This window comes from Alkalibacterium sp. 20, from assembly GCF_001885615.1.
In the GTDB taxonomy this organism is placed as follows: domain Bacteria; phylum Bacillota; class Bacilli; order Lactobacillales; family Carnobacteriaceae_A; genus Alkalibacterium.
The window spans coordinates 168,296-186,256 of sequence record NZ_LSRN01000001.1; the positions used below are offsets into that span (position 1 = coordinate 168,296).

At 40.5% G+C, this 17,961-nt stretch carries 18 protein-coding genes; 8 read left to right on the plus strand and 10 right to left on the minus strand.

Going from position 1 to position 17,961, the window contains the following annotated elements; translation table 11 throughout:
- Position 1 precedes the first annotated feature (1 nt).
- Positions 2-1,042, minus strand: a complete 1,041-nt coding sequence (gene aroF, locus AX762_RS00880; protein WP_071847281.1) for a 3-deoxy-7-phosphoheptulonate synthase — start codon at positions 1,040-1,042, stop codon at positions 2-4.
- A 724-nt stretch (positions 1,043-1,766) separates the two neighbouring features.
- On the opposite strand from aroF, the gene AX762_RS00885 reads away from it, so the two are divergent.
- The 5 genes from AX762_RS00885 (at position 1,767) to AX762_RS00905 (ending at position 6,281) form a co-directional block, all read left to right on the plus strand.
- Entirely contained in the window at positions 1,767-2,576 is an 810-nt protein-coding gene (locus AX762_RS00885; RefSeq protein WP_071847282.1) for a shikimate dehydrogenase, read from the plus strand.
- Positions 2,577-2,579: 3 nt separating this feature from the next.
- Positions 2,580-3,095, plus strand: a complete 516-nt coding sequence (locus tag AX762_RS00890; protein ID WP_071847283.1) for a shikimate kinase — start codon at positions 2,580-2,582, stop codon at positions 3,093-3,095.
- Positions 3,092-3,538 (plus strand): type II 3-dehydroquinate dehydratase, encoded by a 447-nt coding sequence (gene aroQ, locus AX762_RS00895; protein WP_071847284.1) that lies wholly within the window; start codon positions 3,092-3,094, stop codon positions 3,536-3,538. The genes AX762_RS00890 and aroQ overlap by 4 nt, the downstream gene beginning before the upstream one ends.
- Positions 3,539-4,375 carry a prephenate dehydrogenase gene (locus AX762_RS00900; protein ID WP_071847285.1) on the plus strand — a complete coding sequence of 279 codons (837 nt, stop codon included), beginning with the start codon at positions 3,539-3,541 and terminating at the stop codon, positions 4,373-4,375. It begins immediately after the preceding gene.
- Positions 4,376-4,751: 376 nt separating this feature from the next.
- A complete protein-coding gene (locus AX762_RS00905; protein ID WP_071847286.1) occupies positions 4,752-6,281 on the plus strand; it encodes a SulP family inorganic anion transporter in 1,530 nt (509 codons plus the stop codon).
- A gap of 61 nt (positions 6,282-6,342) precedes the next feature.
- Here the strand turns inward: AX762_RS00905 and AX762_RS00910 are convergent, their stop codons facing one another.
- From AX762_RS00910 to AX762_RS00925, 4 genes are all read right to left on the minus strand, one after another.
- Positions 6,343-6,789: a GNAT family N-acetyltransferase gene (locus tag AX762_RS00910; RefSeq protein WP_071847287.1), complete on the minus strand. Its 447-nt coding sequence runs from the start codon at positions 6,787-6,789 to the stop codon at positions 6,343-6,345.
- Positions 6,790-6,804: 15 nt separating this feature from the next.
- Entirely contained in the window at positions 6,805-7,818 is a 1,014-nt protein-coding gene (gene trpS, locus AX762_RS00915; RefSeq protein WP_071847288.1) for a tryptophan--tRNA ligase, read from the minus strand.
- A 143-nt stretch (positions 7,819-7,961) separates the two neighbouring features.
- Complete coding sequence (locus tag AX762_RS00920) at positions 7,962-9,626, minus strand: hypothetical protein (RefSeq protein ID WP_071847289.1); 1,665 nt, start codon at positions 9,624-9,626, stop codon at positions 7,962-7,964.
- The gene (locus AX762_RS00925) at positions 9,616-10,404 is read right to left on the minus strand and encodes an ABC transporter ATP-binding protein (protein WP_071847290.1); all 789 of its coding nucleotides are present in this window, start codon (positions 10,402-10,404) and stop codon (positions 9,616-9,618) included. The genes AX762_RS00920 and AX762_RS00925 overlap by 11 nt, the downstream gene beginning before the upstream one ends.
- A gap of 126 nt (positions 10,405-10,530) precedes the next feature.
- Here AX762_RS00925 and AX762_RS00930 point away from each other — a divergent pair, with 126 nt between their 5' ends.
- Both AX762_RS00930 and AX762_RS00935 read left to right on the plus strand, forming a co-directional pair.
- Positions 10,531-11,400, plus strand: coding sequence for a CPBP family intramembrane glutamic endopeptidase (locus AX762_RS00930; RefSeq protein ID WP_071847291.1), 870 nt, complete (start codon positions 10,531-10,533; stop codon positions 11,398-11,400).
- A 135-nt stretch (positions 11,401-11,535) separates the two neighbouring features.
- Positions 11,536-12,909, plus strand: coding sequence for a M20/M25/M40 family metallo-hydrolase (locus AX762_RS00935; protein ID WP_071847292.1), 1,374 nt, complete (start codon positions 11,536-11,538; stop codon positions 12,907-12,909).
- 263 nt (positions 12,910-13,172) lie between these two features.
- Here AX762_RS00935 and AX762_RS00940 read toward each other — a convergent pair whose 3' ends face one another.
- The 5 genes from AX762_RS00940 to AX762_RS00960 all read right to left on the minus strand — a co-directional run bounded on the left by AX762_RS00940 (position 13,173) and on the right by AX762_RS00960 (position 16,830).
- Positions 13,173-13,817 carry an HD domain-containing protein gene (locus tag AX762_RS00940; RefSeq protein ID WP_071847293.1) on the minus strand — a complete coding sequence of 215 codons (645 nt, stop codon included), beginning with the start codon at positions 13,815-13,817 and terminating at the stop codon, positions 13,173-13,175.
- 461 nt (positions 13,818-14,278) lie between these two features.
- Positions 14,279-14,539: a metal-sensitive transcriptional regulator gene (locus tag AX762_RS00945; protein ID WP_071847294.1), complete on the minus strand. Its 261-nt coding sequence runs from the start codon at positions 14,537-14,539 to the stop codon at positions 14,279-14,281.
- A gap of 1 nt (position 14,540) precedes the next feature.
- A complete protein-coding gene (locus tag AX762_RS00950; protein WP_071847295.1) occupies positions 14,541-14,837 on the minus strand; it encodes a rhodanese-like domain-containing protein in 297 nt (98 codons plus the stop codon).
- The gene (locus tag AX762_RS00955) at positions 14,830-16,512 is read right to left on the minus strand and encodes an FAD-dependent oxidoreductase (protein ID WP_071847296.1); all 1,683 of its coding nucleotides are present in this window, start codon (positions 16,510-16,512) and stop codon (positions 14,830-14,832) included. The genes AX762_RS00950 and AX762_RS00955 overlap by 8 nt, the downstream gene beginning before the upstream one ends.
- Positions 16,513-16,830, minus strand: coding sequence for a rhodanese-like domain-containing protein (locus tag AX762_RS00960; protein WP_071847297.1), 318 nt, complete (start codon positions 16,828-16,830; stop codon positions 16,513-16,515).
- A 152-nt stretch (positions 16,831-16,982) separates the two neighbouring features.
- Between AX762_RS00960 and AX762_RS00965 the strand changes: the two genes are divergently transcribed.
- Positions 16,983-17,936: an alpha/beta hydrolase gene (locus AX762_RS00965; protein ID WP_071847298.1), complete on the plus strand. Its 954-nt coding sequence runs from the start codon at positions 16,983-16,985 to the stop codon at positions 17,934-17,936.
- Positions 17,937-17,961 lie beyond the last annotated feature (25 nt).

Consider the following 17,961-nt stretch of genomic DNA (forward strand, 5'->3'; position numbering starts at 1 on the left):
CTTACTGTGTCATTACTTTATTGGTTTGTAAGATCGAACGTCCTTCTATTTCAGCCAATTTAGTTGCTTTTTCCATCAATAAGTCAAATTCATCAGGTGTCAGGCACTGTTCCCCATCACTCCATGCATTTTCAGGATCATTGTGCACCTCGATCATCAGTCCATCTGCACCGGCAACGATACCCGATTTAGCACCGGCTTCTACCAGGTAAGACATCCCTCCTGCGTGACTCGGGTCAATGATGATAGGTAAGTGTGATAATTTCTTGATTACTGGGACCGCCTGAATGTCCAATGTATTACGTGTTCCTGGTTCGAACGTTCTGATGCCACGCTCACATAAAATGACGTTTTCATTCCCTTCAGACATGATGTATTCTGCCGACATCAACCATTCTTTGTAAGTGGCCGAGAGTCCACGTTTGAGCAGCACAGGTGTGTTTGTTTTACCGACTTCTTTAAGCAAATCGAAATTCTGCATGTTTCGTGCGCCGATTTGGATCATGTCGACAGAATCCACAAATTCATCTATCCACTTCGTTGACATGAGTTCCGTTACAATAGGCAAGCCTGTTTCTGCTTTAGCCACTTGCAGCATGCGTAAGCCTTCCAATTCAAGTCCCTGGAAACTGTATGGAGAGGTTCTCGGCTTGAACGCCCCACCGCGAAGGAAATTCGCTCCTGCTGCTTTTATTTGTTTAGCAACTCTAACAATCTGTTCTTCACTTTCAACAGAACACGGACCGGCTATGATACCCAGTTTGTGTCCCCCAATGGTTTCCTGTCCGACCTGAATCTCTGAATTCTCAGGGTGGAACTTACGGTTAGCGCGTTTGTATGGTTCTTCTACTCTAATTATTTTTTCAACTTCTGGACGTGCTTGTATCCTATGCTCATCAATTCCAGTCGTATCACCGATAACCCCAAGAAAATCACGTTTAACATCTGAGAAATTACTGACCATGACTCCCTGTGCTTCGATTCTTTCTGTTATTTCCTTGATTGCTTGAACGCTGGTTCCTTGTTTTAATACGATAATCATTTTATTATCTCCTTTTATATTTATATTTTTTTGTATTTCCGATCATGCTCTGGTGTTCACTTTTTTTTTTTGCATAAAGTCTTTCACTGATAACTGATTTCTAGGAATTGTTTCATTTGAGTCCCATATAATAATAGGTTCTTTTCCCACCTGCCCAACTTGGTTTTTTTGTTGATGATCACATTGAGATGCTTTTCTTCTCAAATCTAGCTGGATCCAAACACTTTTGACAAAATAAAAAACGCCACATTCGAACCTTTAAAAGGTTGATCGAATGCAGCGTTGGTAAAAATCACTTATATAAATCAGTTAAACATTTATATTGTGTGCGCCCATTCGATTTCTTTCGAAATCTATGGGGCACTTTTTAAACAGCAGAAAGTTATCCAGCCTCCATAGAAATATTATCTAAGAAGCTGTAATACCAGGTATTCAATTGTGAGGTCATATGGTTTTCTGATTGTAATGTCATTTTTAAGACGCTCCTCAATTAATAAATCAGCTGTTGTTCAACTGTGAGTCCAATATTAGCAATGTTGATTTTAAAAGTCAACACTAATATTAAAAAAATAAACTTTTTTATAATCAAAACCTCATAAACTCTATAAATTTAGGCTTTATCAAACGTTTATTTTATTTTATTTTTTCTTGACCAAGAAACTATTTGTTATTTCCACTTCTTTTGTCTATACTTCTAACAAAATACAACAAAGGAGATATGGATATGAAATTCTATGGTTTATTTGGTGAAAAGCTTTCTCACAGCTTGTCTCCCCAATTACATAAAGAGATCTATTATAAAGCCAAAATCGAAGCTGGATACAAACCTTTCCCTTTCCAACCTTCTCAAATGCAGGAAGCTATAAAAGCGATACGTCTCCTTTCAATCGATGGCGTCAATGTGACTATTCCCTACAAAGAAGCAGTCCTTCCGTATTTGGATGAGTTATCTTCCGTCGCTGAATCTCTACATGTTGTAAATACGATTCATAACAAAAAGGGCAGATTAATAGGCTATAATACGGACTACGAAGGCTTTGGGCTGATTTTCAAGAGAAGAGCGTGGCAGATCACCGATCGCTCTTTTGTAATCTTGGGAACGGGCGGGGCTGCTAAAATGGCAGTCACCTATCTGATCGATCATGGTGCAAAAAAAATCACGCTTGTTTCCCGAAAAGCAGAACAGACTTCCAACGATTCGAAAATCGATTATACTACCTACAACAAATTGATTGACCTCAAAGCGGATTACCTGATCAACACGACTCCTGTCGGTATGTATCCTGATATGGACTTTTCACCTATTTTAGAAGAGGAAGTCATACAGTTTGGCTGTGTTATCGATCTGATTTATAATCCCGAACGAACCCAACTGCTTTCATTTGCAGACAAACAAGGCAAACCTTTCGCCAATGGTCTAGATATGTTGATTGGTCAAGCTGTTCGTTCTGTGGAGATATGGGAAGAACAAAAAATTTCTGATACCCTTATCGAAGAACTGATTCATGATTTTCATCAATGGAAAGAAGGTTAAGGTATGCAAGACACGATTATCCTCGTTGGAATGACCGGCAGCGGCAAGAGCACTATCGGAAGATACCTGAGTGATGCACTCGGTTATTCCTTTATCGATATGGATGACTATATTGAAGAAAAAGCAGCCATAACAATTCCGGAGTTGTTTCAGCTCGGTGAAGATTATTTTCGCACGCTTGAATCATCTGCGTGTCAAGACATGATAAATTTTAAAAGAGCCGTCATTTCAACAGGCGGTGGCGCTATAATAAAACAAGAAAACAGAGAAGCCTTACACCGAGCTGGTTTGATCATTTGGATCGACCGACCACTGGAACATATTTTAAGTGACATTAAAATCGAAAACCGACCACTTTTAGCTTCAGGTAAAAAGCGCATCAACAGTTTATATACTGAGCGAAAAGAATTATACGCATTATCTGCAGATCATGTCGTTAAAAATAACCTTTCTCTTGAAGATACCGTTGATCAACTTATTTTAATTATAAAAAATAAAGAACAGGAGCTAAACAAATGAACATCTGGATCATTCATGGACCAAATTTAAATTTTCTGGGAACTAGAGAGCCGGAGATTTATGGTACACAAACCCTCGAAACGATAAACGAGCAAATAAAAACTTACATCAACGAACAAAGACATATATGTACGATCTTTCAGAGCAATTCAGAAGGACAATTAATAGACAAGATTCAGGAGGCCTACCAAGCAGATGTGGACGGAATAGTCATTAATCCCGCCGCTTACACGCATTACAGTTATGCCATTCATGATGCTTTGAAGGCAGTAGCCATTCCAACAATAGAAGTGCATTTAAGTGCCATTCATACCCGCGAATCCTTCCGTCACATATCAGTGATTGCGCCAGCCTGTATCGGTCAAATTTCCGGATTCGGATCCAAAGGCTATATCTTAGCCATTCAAGCTTTAGAAAATCACTTAGCAGAAAGGACTGACTAGATGAACATCGCTATCGTCGGATTAGGGGCGATCGGCGGTTCCTTCGCCATGGGACTGACTGATGCAGGCTACAATAATCTTTATGGTATTGATATTGATGAACAGACCTTGATATCTGCCTTGAACCAGGGGATCATAAAAAAAGGAGTCACCCGTCCAGAAACTGTTCTGCCTGATGCAGATATAATCCTGCTTTCGCTTTATCCTGGACAGATCCTTCCTTTCGTTGATCAGTATAAAGCTTTTTTCAAAAGTGGCGCTGTTCTGACGGACGTGACCGGTATCAAAACTACGATAATCAAAGAATTAACCGCTGTATTACCCGAAACAGTTGATTTTGTGTTTGCCCATCCGATGCGTGGCAGTGAGAAACAAGGATTGGAAGGCGCCGATCATACTCAATTCATCGGGGCAAATGCCTTGATTACACCAATTCAATCAAATAAAGAAGCAAATATAAAGCTGGTAGAAAAACTGTACAAGGACATTGGCTTTGAACGTATTACCCGCGTCACACCTGAAAAACACGATGAGCAGATTGCCTATGTCAGTCAATTGATGCACGTCTTATCTGTGGCTGTTGTGAACAGTCCGCAAGCTACTGCTGAAACACCTCTATTTGCGGGCAAGAGCTTTCAAGAATTGACACGTATCGCAGATATCAATGAAGACTTATGGAGTGAGTTGTTCTCGATGAACAAAGAAGCACTACTGAATTCGATCACATCGTTTGAAGAACAATTGGATGTGTTTAAACACGCCTTACTTAACAATAACGAACAAGAGTTGAAAGATTTTTTGATACATGCAAAAATACAGCGCAGAAAATGGTATTGAATACCTGGTGAAAAAGAAACTAAGTAAATACCCAAACGATAAGTTGGAATAAAATGAAAGACGGGCACATTTGTAGATCAACACAAATGCGCCCGTCTTTCATTTTATTTCCATTATGATTTGTTAAGTATTTACCAGATAAACTTGTGATAAAATGAAAGCATTTACTTTAAATATGAAAGCGTTTCTTTCAATAATAACCTTTCAAAACAACATTTGTTGTGGGTCTGACGTACAAAATATGATAGTATATTAACTTATGAGCGTTGACGAGAGTAACACACAACTTTAAAGGAGTAGATAAAGTGAAAATGAAAATAAATAAGAATAGTAGGTTGTTTCTTCCGATACATATGCTAAATGAACAAAAAAACTTCTGAAAGATGAATTCCTTTCAGGTTTGACCGTCACTTTGGCTCTGATACCCGAATCCATTGCTTTTGCCTTTGTCGCTGGAGTCAGCCCCATACTGAGTTTGCAGACGGCTGTTGTGATGGGCTTAGTTGCTGCCATCTTTACCGGTCAGCCAGGCATGATCAGTTCTTCAACCGCAGCTATTTCCGTTGTGTTTGCCTCACTGATCGCCGTACATGGACTAGAGTACTTATTTGCCACCGTTGTTTTAATGGGGCTGCTCCAAATAATCGTTGGGGTATTAAAACTGGGGAAGTATGCTCGGATCATCTCCTACCCTCTTATGCTTGGCTTTTTAAATGGCTTGTCTATCGTCATTTTTATCTCACAGTGGGATTTATTTAAAGTCAACCAAGTCTCAGTGGTCAATAGATCCGATGTGATGCAGTCAGTATGGCTCCCTGGTCCTCAAATCGCTCTCATGCTATTTTTTGTAGCCTTTACGATGCTGATTATTCATATTGTCCCTAAATATACCAAAGATATTCCATCAAGTTTGATAGCCATTATCATAATGACTATTTTCGCTGTCGTTATGAGCCGTAACGGGATCCACTTGCAAAATGTTCAGGACTTTGCAGGCATGGAAATCAGCGGTGTCTTACTTCGCTTCCACCTTCCAATGGTACCGATAAACTTAGAAACGTTGAGTATAATTTTCCCATATGCCATAATCGGTGGTCTTGTCGGCTTAGCAGAGGCTGTATTAACATTACAGGTTATTGATGAAATGACGAATACGCGTGGCCGTACCAACAAAGAGATCGTTGCACAAGGCTTAGGGAATATCGCTAATGGTTTCTTCGGCGGAATGGGCGGAGACGCTATGATCGGTCAATCGATCATCAATATCAAATCCGGCGGAAGAACTCGTATCTCAGCCTTAGTCGCGGCAGCCTCTTTAATGTTTTTCATCATGTTCGGCTCAGCCTTTATTAATGCCGTTCCCTTAGCAGGTCTAGTTGGCGTTATGTTCATGGTCGTTATTGGTACATTTAAGTGGGAAAGCTTGCGTTATAAAAACAAAGTTCCTGCACAAGATATCTTGGTCATAGTCATCGTATCTATAATAACTATTTTCTCGGATTTAGCTACCGCTGTTATCGTAGGCGTTATAGTCTCTGCTTTGATCTTTGCTTGGGAAAAAGGAAAAGTTATCTATGCTAACGTTGAAGAAACTAGTACCGGAGAAAAAACCTATAAAATAAACGGAACGACATTCTTTGGGTCGGTTCTAAACTTTAAAGACATCTTTGATTTCGATAACGATCCAGAAGAAGTCATTCTGGACTTGAAATATGCTAAAGTGTCCGATTATTCGGCAGTAGAAGCAATTAGCTCTATAACAAAACGATACGCAGAACAAGGGAAGAAATTTAAAAACGTTCGTTTAAGTGACGACTGTAAGAAGTTTTTCCACAACGCAGATATCCTTGCTTCTGTTAATATAGATGATTTAGAAACTGACTTAATTCAATTTCCTTACGTTTAAAATAAAAAAAAGCATTTGACAGCAACTCGTCAAATGCTTTTTTTTACTTTTCAGTTTTCTTTTACCATTTTCTAAAGTAGACTATCTCGCCTTCTACGACACCTTCTTTTACAAAGCCGAACGATTCATAAAGCTTGATCGCCCGGTCATTTTCCGGTTCAACGCCAAGTCTCAGTTCATCAACCTGTTCGTCGGGTCGAAATTCATTTAAAAAGAGCGAGAGTGCCTGTCTTCCTATTCCATTTCCTTGACTATCCTTATCGATCATAAACCGTTCCAGCCACCAGGAATCGATCGGATAAGCGTCATCGGCAGCGTAATAGCTGCACATGATAAAGCCCACGATATCTCCGTTGTTATATATCGCAAACGGATATTTATCACTCTCGTAATTAGCTTCCAGTAATGATAACCCATTCGATGCGACATAGTCTTTTTGGTGTGGATGAACGTTTAAATCCACTACAGTCATGTAGTTATGTTTAGTTACAGGCTTCAATTCGATCATAATATCACTTCACTTTTATTTGAAATAATTGATTCCCATTGCTTCCTTCACTTCATGCAAGGTTTGAGCAGCGACAGCTTCTGCTTTCTCACTGCCGGCTTTAAGCATCTCCAATACAGCCCCTCTGTCTTGTGCAAATTCTTCACGGCGTTCACGGATGGGTTGTAGTTTAGCCTGCAGGACATCATTCAAGTAACGTTTGATTTTCACGTCACCCAAACCACCCTGACGGTACTGGTCTTTCAACTCCTGAACCTTTTCTTTATCTTCGTCAAAGACGTCCAGATAAGTAAAGACGACGTTGCCTTCCACTTGACCGGGATCTTCGACATGTATATGTTTGGGATCGGTGTACATCTTCATTATTTTCTTTTGAACATCCTCAGCACTGTCAGATAAGTATATCCCGTTATTAAGTGATTTACTCATTTTACCTTTACCGTCGATACCGACTAAACGGCCTTGGCCTTTTGGAGGTAAAATGATTTCCGGTTCGACCAACACCTCTTGCCCATACGTGCGGTTGAAATCGCGCGCGATTTCTCGAGTTTGTTCGACCATCGGTTTCTGATCTTCACCAACCGGGACGTGGGTCGCTTTAAAGGCCGTAATATCTGCGGCTTGACTCACTGGGTACATGAAGAAACCTGCCGGAATACTTTCGTTGAATCCCTTTTCCAAGATTTCAGATTTAACTGTGGGGTTACGTTGTAAACGAGCAACAGTCACTAAGTTGAGGTAATACATTGTCAATTCAGGTAACTGTGGGATCTGAGACTGCACAAAGATGGTTGTCCTTTTGGGATCCAGTCCTACTGCCAAGTAGTCCAAGGCTACTTCCACTAAGTTCTGCTGCACTTTTTCAGGATTTTTGGCATTATCTGTTAGAGCCTGTTGATCGGCTATCATGACAAAGACTTTGTTGTTTTCGTCTTCTTGTAATCTCAAACGATTCTGGAGTGAACCGACATAATGTCCCAAATGTAATTTTCCTGTCGGACGGTCTCCTGTTAATATGATACGTTCCATGTTTAATAATCTCCTCATAAATAATCTAATTGGTCTAATTGTATCTTAACTAGCAAAGAAAAAAAAGGACCAAATCCCTCTTCTTCTTGTCTTTAAAGCTTGTTTTCTCGCTATTTCCGTCACTTTAGTTCTCTATTAAACGCTTAATTATTAAACCCTTTTTTCATCCACCATATATTTAATGCCATGAGTCCGATAAAGACTCCCCAAACGGCGTAAGGGACAAAAGCTTGAACCAGAATCATGATGAATGAAATGATAAAGACGGGTACAAAGAAGATGAGACTGGACATGCACCCTTGATTAGCTTCCGAGGCTGCGTATTTTCTCGAAAAAGGTAATTCCTGACTTGATCGCTTCATTTCAAAATACAGAATGATACTCATCAGTAAAAAGCCGTTAACCAGTTGAATAATATAGGTTAGACCCGTCAGTATAATGATCAAACCGCTGATGACCGAATACATCGGTAACAGGATCTTGATCAGCATGACCTTCGTTACAGCCCGAAAAAAAGGGCCTTTTGCATGCACTGGACTCAATTCGAATTGCCAGCGCCCTTTGTAATTCACCGAAAACTGTGTCGCCACAGCAATCATCGGAATCGTCAGCATGGTAAAGTATGGCAAATACAGAAAGGTCAGTGTGTTTTGAGCGGTGATGGGTTGATCGCCTCTTAAACTGGAGAAAAACATGACCACCGGGAACACCATCGCACTGGCTATCGAGGGATACAAACGTGTTTTGAATTCCCGTTCGTTTTTCGTTAACTGCCAGGCGAAATGAAAATAAGCTCTTTCCAGCGAATCAAAGCTCAATGTTTTGGCGGCAACTTTTTCTAAAACAGAACGATTGGACGGTTGGGTTTTTCCCTTGTTCATCTTCTGCAAGTTGCTGTCGATTTTATCGTTATTAAAGTGATAGAGTACAGCTATTGCTAAAGTTCCTAAAATCAAGAGTAGCGTGTATACCAGATAAACGGTTTGAAAACCTTCCTGGACCAGTCCGAACGGTGCGACAAACCACATCGGGAAAAGCAACGCGTGCCCGAGGGAAAGATTCATCTCAACCAAAAAGGTCTCCGGATCGATCACTTCAAATATTTGACTTATCAAGTAATAACCCATGACCATAAAGACAGACAAACCAATTTGACTGTACGCTATGATGTTTTTGAGCCGTTCACCATCGAAGTGTTTCAGAACCGTCGCGTACATCACGATCGTTAATCCGAGCGACCACAAGGAAGCTAGAAAAGTTAACAAAATTAGGATCAAACCAGCCAGAATACCATTAAAATAAAACGTTGCTAACATCACGGCCAAGCCGATAGCAAAAGTAAATGAAACAAGATAAATCGCCACATGTGTCGCCTTGGCCGCTCCGATCGTCTTTTGCGACACCGGTTTGGTTCCTATCAACTCCGAGTCTTTCACGTCCAGTAATATATTGGAAAAATTGGCGAGCATGGTCGAAAATAACATAACAAAAATATAGCTGAAATAGGTTGTATACTGAAAAATCCAATTGTCGTAAACAAATAACAGCAGGAAGAACACACTGATAATGGCGTATACCCACAAGCTTGAGAAGAACTGATTTTTTTCCTCATTTTGCTTGGCTTTGGAACTCATACCCTGAACGGCTGCTTCTTTGCGGCCATCCATGGTCATTTTCATTTTGAGTATGGTTCGCATTTGCCTGTAATCTATCCCAAACGTTTGATAGACCGGTGCTAATTTATCTATTATTTTCAAATAAACTGGTTCTTTGGCTCGCTCATCCATGCCAAAAACCTCACGCATCATGAGTGAAATCCCCCTTCATCCCACTGAGAAATTGATCAGCCAATGCTTCGTGTTGATCAAAACCGGTCAGTGTATTGAATAGTTGTTCGAGAGTTCCTTCTGCTTCTTTCTTCAATTCACTGAACGGGCCATCCGCAATCACGTATCCGTCATGTAAGATCAAGATCCGGTCACTCAACTTCTCAACGGTATCCATGACATGAGAAGAATAAAAAATGGTTTTTCCTTCTTTTTTCAATTTAACTAACAGTTCTTTGACCACCTGAACACTATTCGCATCCAGTCCGCTTAACGGTTCATCCCAGAACAAAATATCCGGATTGTGAATCAAACTAGAGATAATCAGGACCTTCTGACGCATCCCTTTTGAAAAGGTAGATAAACGTCCGTGAAAGGACTCTTTGATTCCTAAAGCATCCATCATTTGACTGGCTTTTCCGATGATTTCTTTCTCCTCCATGCCATACAGTTCGCCGACAAATAACAAGTATTCTTTGGCAGTTAACGTTTCATAGAGCTCTGCATTTTCCGGCACATACCCGATTCTTGCCTTATAGGCTACATCACCAGCATTCAGCGGTTGATTGAATAACCGAATCGTTCCCGCGTCTTTTTTCAACATACCTAATATTATTTTTACGGTCGTGCTCTTGCCTGCCCCGTTAGGTCCTATGTAGCCGATTATTTCTCCTGGCATAACAGAAAAGGTGACGCCTTTCAACACCGGTTTCCCATCAAATTTTTTCATTACATCGACTAGCTCTACGATCGGTTCCATAAAATCCTCCTTGAATCACTTTGACACTAGTTTATCATAAATCTTTAAGGTAAAGGTTTTAATCTATGATTCTTAAACAAACTATGCTAGTCTATACTTAATATATAATCGAAAGAAGTTGATCAGATGTACCAGAGAACTTTCAGACATGCGAACCTGTGGGGATTATTATGGCGTTCATTTTTTGCCTTAATGGGCGTGGTTGTCCTGACAACCATTCTTCTTCTTGCGTTTGGTCAAGATTATTCTTCCTTTATAAGAATACTATCTGACAGTTTGCTCTATTTTCTGGTTTATAAAATAGTCATCTCACTGATGAAAAAACAAGCGCTGAGTATCCGGTCCGTCGCAAAATCCAATCCAAAAAAATTGGATGAGCTCCTAAAAATCAGCGGCTGGACACTGTTGACTGCTGTTGTGGCAACGAGTTTTTCGATATTTCTGTTGACTTTGATCTCGTTTATCCCGAATGTTTTTGAAATCCTTATTCCTTATATTGAAGAGTTGGCTGTCGGGGATGACACTTCGCTTGTTTATCTCTTTGTTATTGCAGTGATCGCTGCACCCATTGTCGAAGAAATCGTCTTTCGCGGTTACATAATGAACAAATGGATCGACAAGTATTCGCTCAAGAAAGGCATCATTTACAGTTCCTTACTCTTTATGTTCTTTCATGTCCAATCCTTCTTCATCCCTCAATTGCTCTTAGGTCTGTTATGCGCACTTGTTTACGTCAAATTCAATAATCTCTTTTATGCCATTTTCACACACAGCCTGTATAATTTCCTTGTTATTTTGCCGGCTTTTCTCGTGCCTAATGATGGAGATATTGCTGTCGAAAGTTTACTTGCCCTATCAGAAGAACTACCTACTGATTACCTTGTTTTTTCAGCTGTTTTCATCATTGGCCTTTTGCTCATACTCCTTTTATTTAGCAAGCTGTTCCGGTCGACTAAGGATCAGTCCAGCCCGTATGTGGAAAATCTGTATCACTGAACAATGCGAGTCACGTTTACCTGCTTTCATAGAGATTTTTTTATTTAACCTTTTATCACTGAATAATATGTGTATAATATTAGAATATAGATACCATTTTCTAATATAATTTTAATCTAAGGAGTGCTTTTGTTCATGACTGACTGGAAAACCACCTATGAAGAGGTAAGAATCACACTGGATCACAGGAAAGACGATCATTTAAACACTCTATTTACTCTTTTAAGACAACCAAGTATCAGTACTTTGAATATAGGGGTCAGAGAATGTGCTGACTTACTCCTTAATATCATGCAAAGTAGCGGAATCGATGCAAAAATAATGGAAACAAAAGGCCATCCTGTTGTTTATGGCGAACTTAGTGATCAAAAAAACACTAAAACGATTTTATTCTATGGTCATTACGATGTACAGCCCCCTGAACCACTGGATTTGTGGGAATCTGATCCTTTTGTACCAACGATTAGAGACGGTAAAATTTACGGACGAGGAACGGGTGACAACAAAGCCCAGCTCATTGCCCACGTGCTCGCTGTCAAGACACTCCTTGATCAGAACGGTTCCCTACCAGTAAATGTTAAGTTCTTATTCGAAGGTGAAGAAGAAAAAGGAAGTGTCAACCTTGCCTCATTTGTCGAAGAAAATAAAGACTTGCTCGAGGCAGATATAGCTTATACAGCAGATGGACCTATGGAGGGAGACGGACAACCAACTGTGACTTTAGGTAATCGCGGTTTACTCTACGTGGAATTAAATGCACTGGGAGCCAATAAGGACAACCACTCAGGCAACAAAGGAAACATTGCCCCTGACCCGGGGATGACGCTACTTAACCTCATACGCACAATGGTTACTGACAAAGGAGAAGTGCTGATCGACGGCTTTTATGACGGCATCGTCCAGCCTACTTCAGAAGAAAAAGAACATTTGAAGAGCATCCCGTTCTTCCCCGAAAAAACTGCCAAGGTTATTGGTCTGGATTCATTAGCAATGACAAATGAAGAGTACTATACAAATCTATGCTTTAAACCGACCTTTACGATTGCTGGCTTCTTAAGTGGCTATACCGGCGAAGGGACAAAAACCATTATTCCGGGCAAAGCAAAAGTTAAACTGGATATGCGTCTGGCTCCAAATCAGGATCCGGCGGCTATCTATAAAGCTATTGAGAAACACGTTGCTGCCTTTGACTCGCGCTGCGCAATCACTGTGGAAAACCTAAGTGCAGTCAAGCCTTCTAAAACACCCTTATCTCACCCGTTGGTTCAAAAAGTCATCGAATCGGTTGAAGTCGCTTATAACATCAAACCTATTGTATTGCCTGCATTAGGTGGAACTGGACCGATGTTTGTCTTCACGGATATCCTTAAGGTCCCTTCAGTGACAATTCCGTATGCTAATGTTGATGAGGATAACCATGCACCTAATGAAAATATGGGATTAAAAGAATTCTACTGGGGAATACAGGCCTCATGCAGTGCGATATTAAAGATAGGATCGGATGATTGATCGCTTAAGAGAAAAATAAGCTGATATAGTTTGTGGTTTATTCATATACTAAATTTCAGTTTGATCTGATTTACTGCACTTCGGCTTCTTTCAGGCTCCGTGAACGACACTAATTAAAAAAGAGTACAGTTTAGGTTCATTTTAAAAAGCTGTATTGCAGATGTGTTTAGTTCATAAGATGTGTCTCACAATAAACTGTATACTAAATAAGCCGGGAACCTCAGAGTCAGCAGACTGCTAAGGTTCCCGGCTTATTTAGTGTGTTATTTCCCTTCCCATTCATTAAAAAACTTCGTCAGGTAATCTTCCATAAATGCGTGCCGTTCTTCCGCCATTTCTTTGGCAGCGTCTGTATTCATTAAATCTTTCAGCTTCAATAATTTTTCATAAAAATGATGCACAGCACTCGTTTTTCCTTTGCGGTATTCGTCTTCCGTCATTTTTTCTCTCACAGACAATTCCGGATCGAACAGAGGATTCCCCTTACTTCCTGCATACGCAAAACAACGTGCGATACCTATGGCTCCAATGGCATCCAAGCGGTCTGCATCCTGGACCACTTGCGCTTCGATCGTATGTAGCTTTCTGCTGTTACCACCTTTGAAAGAAATGGTTTCGATAATTTCTAAAATCTTTTCACTATCGGTAGAAGAAACGCCGACACCATCCAGCCAGTACATGACCTCTTGAACCGCTTCGTCTTTATTAGTGACCAGTTTATCATCGATCAAGTCGTGCAGTAAAGCAGCCAATCCGACTATAAAGCGATTAGCCTTCTCTTTCTCTGCCAGGTTGAGAGACATCTTCCAGACACGTTCAATATGATACCAGTCGTGTCCCGTTCCTTCATTGAAAAGTTTTTCTCGAACCATCTGCTTCGTATCGTTAATAATTGCTTCATTGTACATTGGATCAGCGCCCCTATCTTTTTACTCACTTTAACATAATTACACTATATTGCTCTGAAAAAATCAACAAATTCTAATTATCCGGTCAACTGTATTTTTAATGCTGAATTCAGTCATTTTATAGTTACACTTAGTATTCTCAATAGTAAAATCGCTTTATATGAGAACCCAAGCCGGTTTTCTCTCTTCAGTCTTTATTATAAACGCTTATAGCAGCTACTCAAGTCTGTTTTCCTTTTTCAGTCTCTATTATTTAGACTACATCAATATAGACCCCTGAAGTGACTAATCGCATACTATTTTCTCAAGATTTTCGAAAGAGTCTTATTCCACTCTACTAATATCTTACCAACCATAAAAACTGGTTTGAGTAATGACGCGCGTGATTTTCTTCAGTCTCACACAGGTTTTACTCGTCAAAAAAGACCTCACGATTAAAGTGAGGTCCTCTAAATTCACACTTATTTTTTTATGACCAACTGAATCGCTTTTTGAATATTTTCTGCCTGTTCTTCTGGGTTCGTCGATGGGTTCTCAAGACATTGCTTCAAGTTTTCCGCAACGATCAATCCCATGATACGATCCACGCTTGACCGAACAGCTGATAATTGTGTGACAAGATCTGAACATTCTTTTTCCTCTTCCAGCATCCGTTGAATACCTCTGATCTGACCTTCAGTTCGTTTCAAGCGATTAAGAATGCTTTTGTCACATTTCACCATATTATTCGATATCTCCTCTCCAAGCTGACATACCGCCCATAATGTTAACAACAGTATACCCGTTATTACCTAAAAAGTCACACGCAACTGAAGAACGTGCTCCAGATAAACAAACGACATATTGTTCTTTATCTTTGTCGATTTTGTCTAGGTGTTGAGCAAATTCACTTAAAGGAACATTGATTGCCCCTGGAATATGTCCTGATGAAAATTCACCCGCTTCTCTTACGTCGATGACATTTACTTCTTCTTTTGTTTGTTTTTGTCCAAATTCGTCCATACTAATTGAGTTAAACAATTTCAATTTCCTCCAATTTTAAATTTTCTAATTCCTCAGGTTTCACTGTTTGATAAAGCGCAAATGCGCCGTCTAAGTTTTTCACTTTATAGCCTAATTGTTTGAGCATTCGTTCGCCGATATAACTTCTTTGACCACTACGGCAGCTGATCACGTACGCTTGATTTTTATCCAGTTCATTCACGCGATCACGTAGATTATTGAGTGGTATATTGATGGAATTAGGGAAGCGACCTGACGTTTCTAGTTCTGCTTCGCTGCGCACGTCTAAAAGAACGGCGCCGTTTTCTATTTCCTCATTCAATTCATGCCACTGTACTGACTCGCTCATGCCTTCCATAACATTCAGTGCAGCGTAACCAATCATGTTGACTGGGTCTTTTGCTGAACCAAAGGGAGGTGCGTAGGTGAATTCCAGTTCTGGTAAATCATGCACGGTCAAGCCAGCTTTTATGGCTGTTGAAATAATATCGATGCGTTTGTCGACACCTTTACTGCCGACGCCTTGTGCGCCATAAATGGTCCCGTCTTTAGGATTGAAGACAAGTTTCAATGTGATATCCGTTGCGCCAGGATAATAGCTTGCGTGACTACTGCTTAACGTGTGCACAGAAGCAACGTTTAAACCTGCCATTTTTGCCATACGCTCATTTAAGCCAGCTGAAGCAGCTGCAAGTCCGAATACACGAACAATAGCTGTCCCGATGCTGCCTTTATTTTTACGTTTCATCCCAGCAATTACGTCCGCCACTTGACGTCCTTGACGATTTGCAGGTGAAGCAAGTGAAATCAAGGCATCGCTGCCCGTTATTTGGTTTTTAACGACAATAGCGTCACCGACGGCATACACATCAGAAAGATTTGTTTCATAATTTTCATCCACTAAAATACCGCCGCGGAAACCGAGCTCGATCCCCGCTGATTGTGCTAGTCTATTTTCAGGTTGAACCCCGATAGACATCACTGTCATATCCGTGGTTAATTCACTGCCGTCTTCCAAGACAACGATTCTGCCTTCTTCTTTGAAAGCGACCGCTGATTGAGACGTAATGACTTTGACTCCGTTTTCGCGTAATTCATTTTGGACAAAGGCTGCCATTTCCTCATCTAGTGGCGGTAACACATGAGGCGCTTTTTCAACGATGGTGACGTTGATCCCTCTGTGTTTCAAGTTCTCAGCCATTTCGATACCAATAAATCCGGCACCTACAACAACGGCTTCTTTAGGATGTGATCCATCGATACGTTCCATGATTTTATCCAGGTCTGGCACATTTCTTAACGTATAAACATTGTTGCATTCACTTAAGCCACTGATTTCAGGAACAAACGGTCTTGCACCGGGCGATAAGATCAACTTATCGTAACTCTCAGTTGACACTTCACCATTGTGTTTAACTGAAACTGTTTTGTCTTCTGAATTGATGGCTAAAACTTCAGTATGTGGTCTCACGTCTAAACGGAAACGATCATACAGTGTTTCAGGAGTTTGCACTAACAATTTATCACGGTCTGCGATTTCACCTGACACATAATAAGGTAAGCCACAGTTTGCGAAAGAGACATATGGCCCTTTTTCAAAGATAATGATTTCTGCATTTTCATCTAAACGGCGTAAACGTGTTGCAGCTGACATACCGCCAGCAACACCACCGACAATAACTACTTTACTCACTTAAATTTTTCCCCCTCTGACTGTTCCGCTCCACTGACTCATGCCGCCACGCACATTCACTACATCAAAACCTTTTTTCTGTAGTGCTGTTGCAGCTCGTTTACTTCTCATACCTGACTGACAAATGAGATAAAGTTTCTCATCTGTCTTGCCTTTATATTGCTCTATTTTATTTAACGGAAAATTTTTTGATCCCGGAATATGCCCTTGGCGGTATTCTCCCGGCATACGCACATCTAATATCATTGGTTTATTGGTTAATTCTGATTCTAATTGGTTTGTAGTCGTACTTGGTACACTCTTAAATAATCCAAACAAGCTTATCGCCTCAACTTTTCTTTATTTTAAATACCCTACCAGGTATACTAGACCTTATAAAATAGGATGTCAAGCGCTAGAAATATAAATCTTCGTATTTTTTTCATCTTTTTTGGTTATAATAGTTAGAAAGAGACAAAGGAGACGTTGATATGAAAAAAAGCACGAAGTGGGGTTTACTTGGCGCGCTAGGATTAACAACCAGTTTTTTTACTTATGTAAGCACCTATTTTTACAAAACTGCCGTGAGCATCAGCAAAAAAGAATTTGTAGAGGAATATAGTATGGAAGAAATTTCCCTAGATGATCCTTGGGAGGATGAAAAAAGATGGTATCAGACTGTAGAAAAGGATATTTTGTTTCAACGTGCTACAGACGGTCTGCTGCTTTCCGGACTATTTATACCTGCAAAAGAAGAGTCCAGGAAAGTCGTCATTATTGCCCACGGGTATAGCAGCAGCAACCTAGATATGGCGCCTTGGGCGAAACTTTTTTATGATCTGGGATTCAATCTTTTACTTCCTGATGCCAGAGGTCACGGCGAGAGTGAAGGCAATTATATCGGATTCGGATGGCACGAAAGAAAAGATTACGTGTTGTGGATCGAGCAGATGATTGAAAAATTGGGCGATGATCTTGAAGTCGTTCTTTACGGACTCAGCATGGGTGGAGCCACTGTCATGAATGTTAGTGGTGAAGCTATTCCCATCAATGTCAAAGCGATCGTGGAGGACTGCGGCTACAGTTCCGTATCCAAGGAAATGGCGCATCAACTGAAAATCATGTATAAACTGCCGCAATTCCCGATCATCCCGCTGACTAGTTTTATTACGAAAATGAAAGCAGGCTTTTGGTTCGGCGAAGCTAATCCAGAAAAACAGGTTCAAAAAAGCCAGACGCCTCTCTTGTTCATCCACGGTGACGAAGATACTTTTGTTCCCACTCACATGGCTTATGATGTTTATCACGCTACCAGCGGTCCTAAAGAGCTCTACATCGTTCCTGGAGCTGCGCATGCGTATGGCTATGTTACAGACAAGGACGAATACCGCCTCCGCATCAAGCGTTTCTTATCGCGACATCTCTCCAACATAAATCAAACATAAAAAGGCTGGGATACTTAGATTCCAG

Coding starts and splice junctions, on each gene's coding strand:
- AX762_RS00945 (WP_071847294.1), bottom strand. CDS start 14,539: ATGGTGAAATGTGACAAAAGCATTCTTAATCGCTTGAAACGAACTGAA.
- aroQ (WP_071847284.1), top strand. CDS start 3,092: ATGAACATCTGGATCATTCATGGACCAAATTTAAATTTTCTGGGAACT.
- AX762_RS00925 (WP_071847290.1), bottom strand. CDS start 10,404: ATGGAACCGATCGTAGAGCTAGTCGATGTAATGAAAAAATTTGATGGG.
- AX762_RS00900 (WP_071847285.1), top strand. CDS start 3,539: ATGAACATCGCTATCGTCGGATTAGGGGCGATCGGCGGTTCCTTCGCC.
- AX762_RS00930 (WP_071847291.1), top strand. CDS start 10,531: ATGTACCAGAGAACTTTCAGACATGCGAACCTGTGGGGATTATTATGG.
- AX762_RS00935 (WP_071847292.1), top strand. CDS start 11,536: ATGACTGACTGGAAAACCACCTATGAAGAGGTAAGAATCACACTGGAT.
- aroF (WP_071847281.1), bottom strand. CDS start 1,042: ATGATTATCGTATTAAAACAAGGAACCAGCGTTCAAGCAATCAAGGAA.
- trpS (WP_071847288.1), bottom strand. CDS start 7,818: ATGGAACGTATCATATTAACAGGAGACCGTCCGACAGGAAAATTACAT.
- AX762_RS00910 (WP_071847287.1), bottom strand. CDS start 6,789: ATGATCGAATTGAAGCCTGTAACTAAACATAACTACATGACTGTAGTG.
- AX762_RS00920 (WP_071847289.1), bottom strand. CDS start 9,626: ATGATGCGTGAGGTTTTTGGCATGGATGAGCGAGCCAAAGAACCAGTT.
- AX762_RS00890 (WP_071847283.1), top strand. CDS start 2,580: ATGCAAGACACGATTATCCTCGTTGGAATGACCGGCAGCGGCAAGAGC.
- AX762_RS00885 (WP_071847282.1), top strand. CDS start 1,767: ATGAAATTCTATGGTTTATTTGGTGAAAAGCTTTCTCACAGCTTGTCT.
- AX762_RS00965 (WP_071847298.1), top strand. CDS start 16,983: ATGAAAAAAAGCACGAAGTGGGGTTTACTTGGCGCGCTAGGATTAACA.
- AX762_RS00940 (WP_071847293.1), bottom strand. CDS start 13,817: ATGTACAATGAAGCAATTATTAACGATACGAAGCAGATGGTTCGAGAA.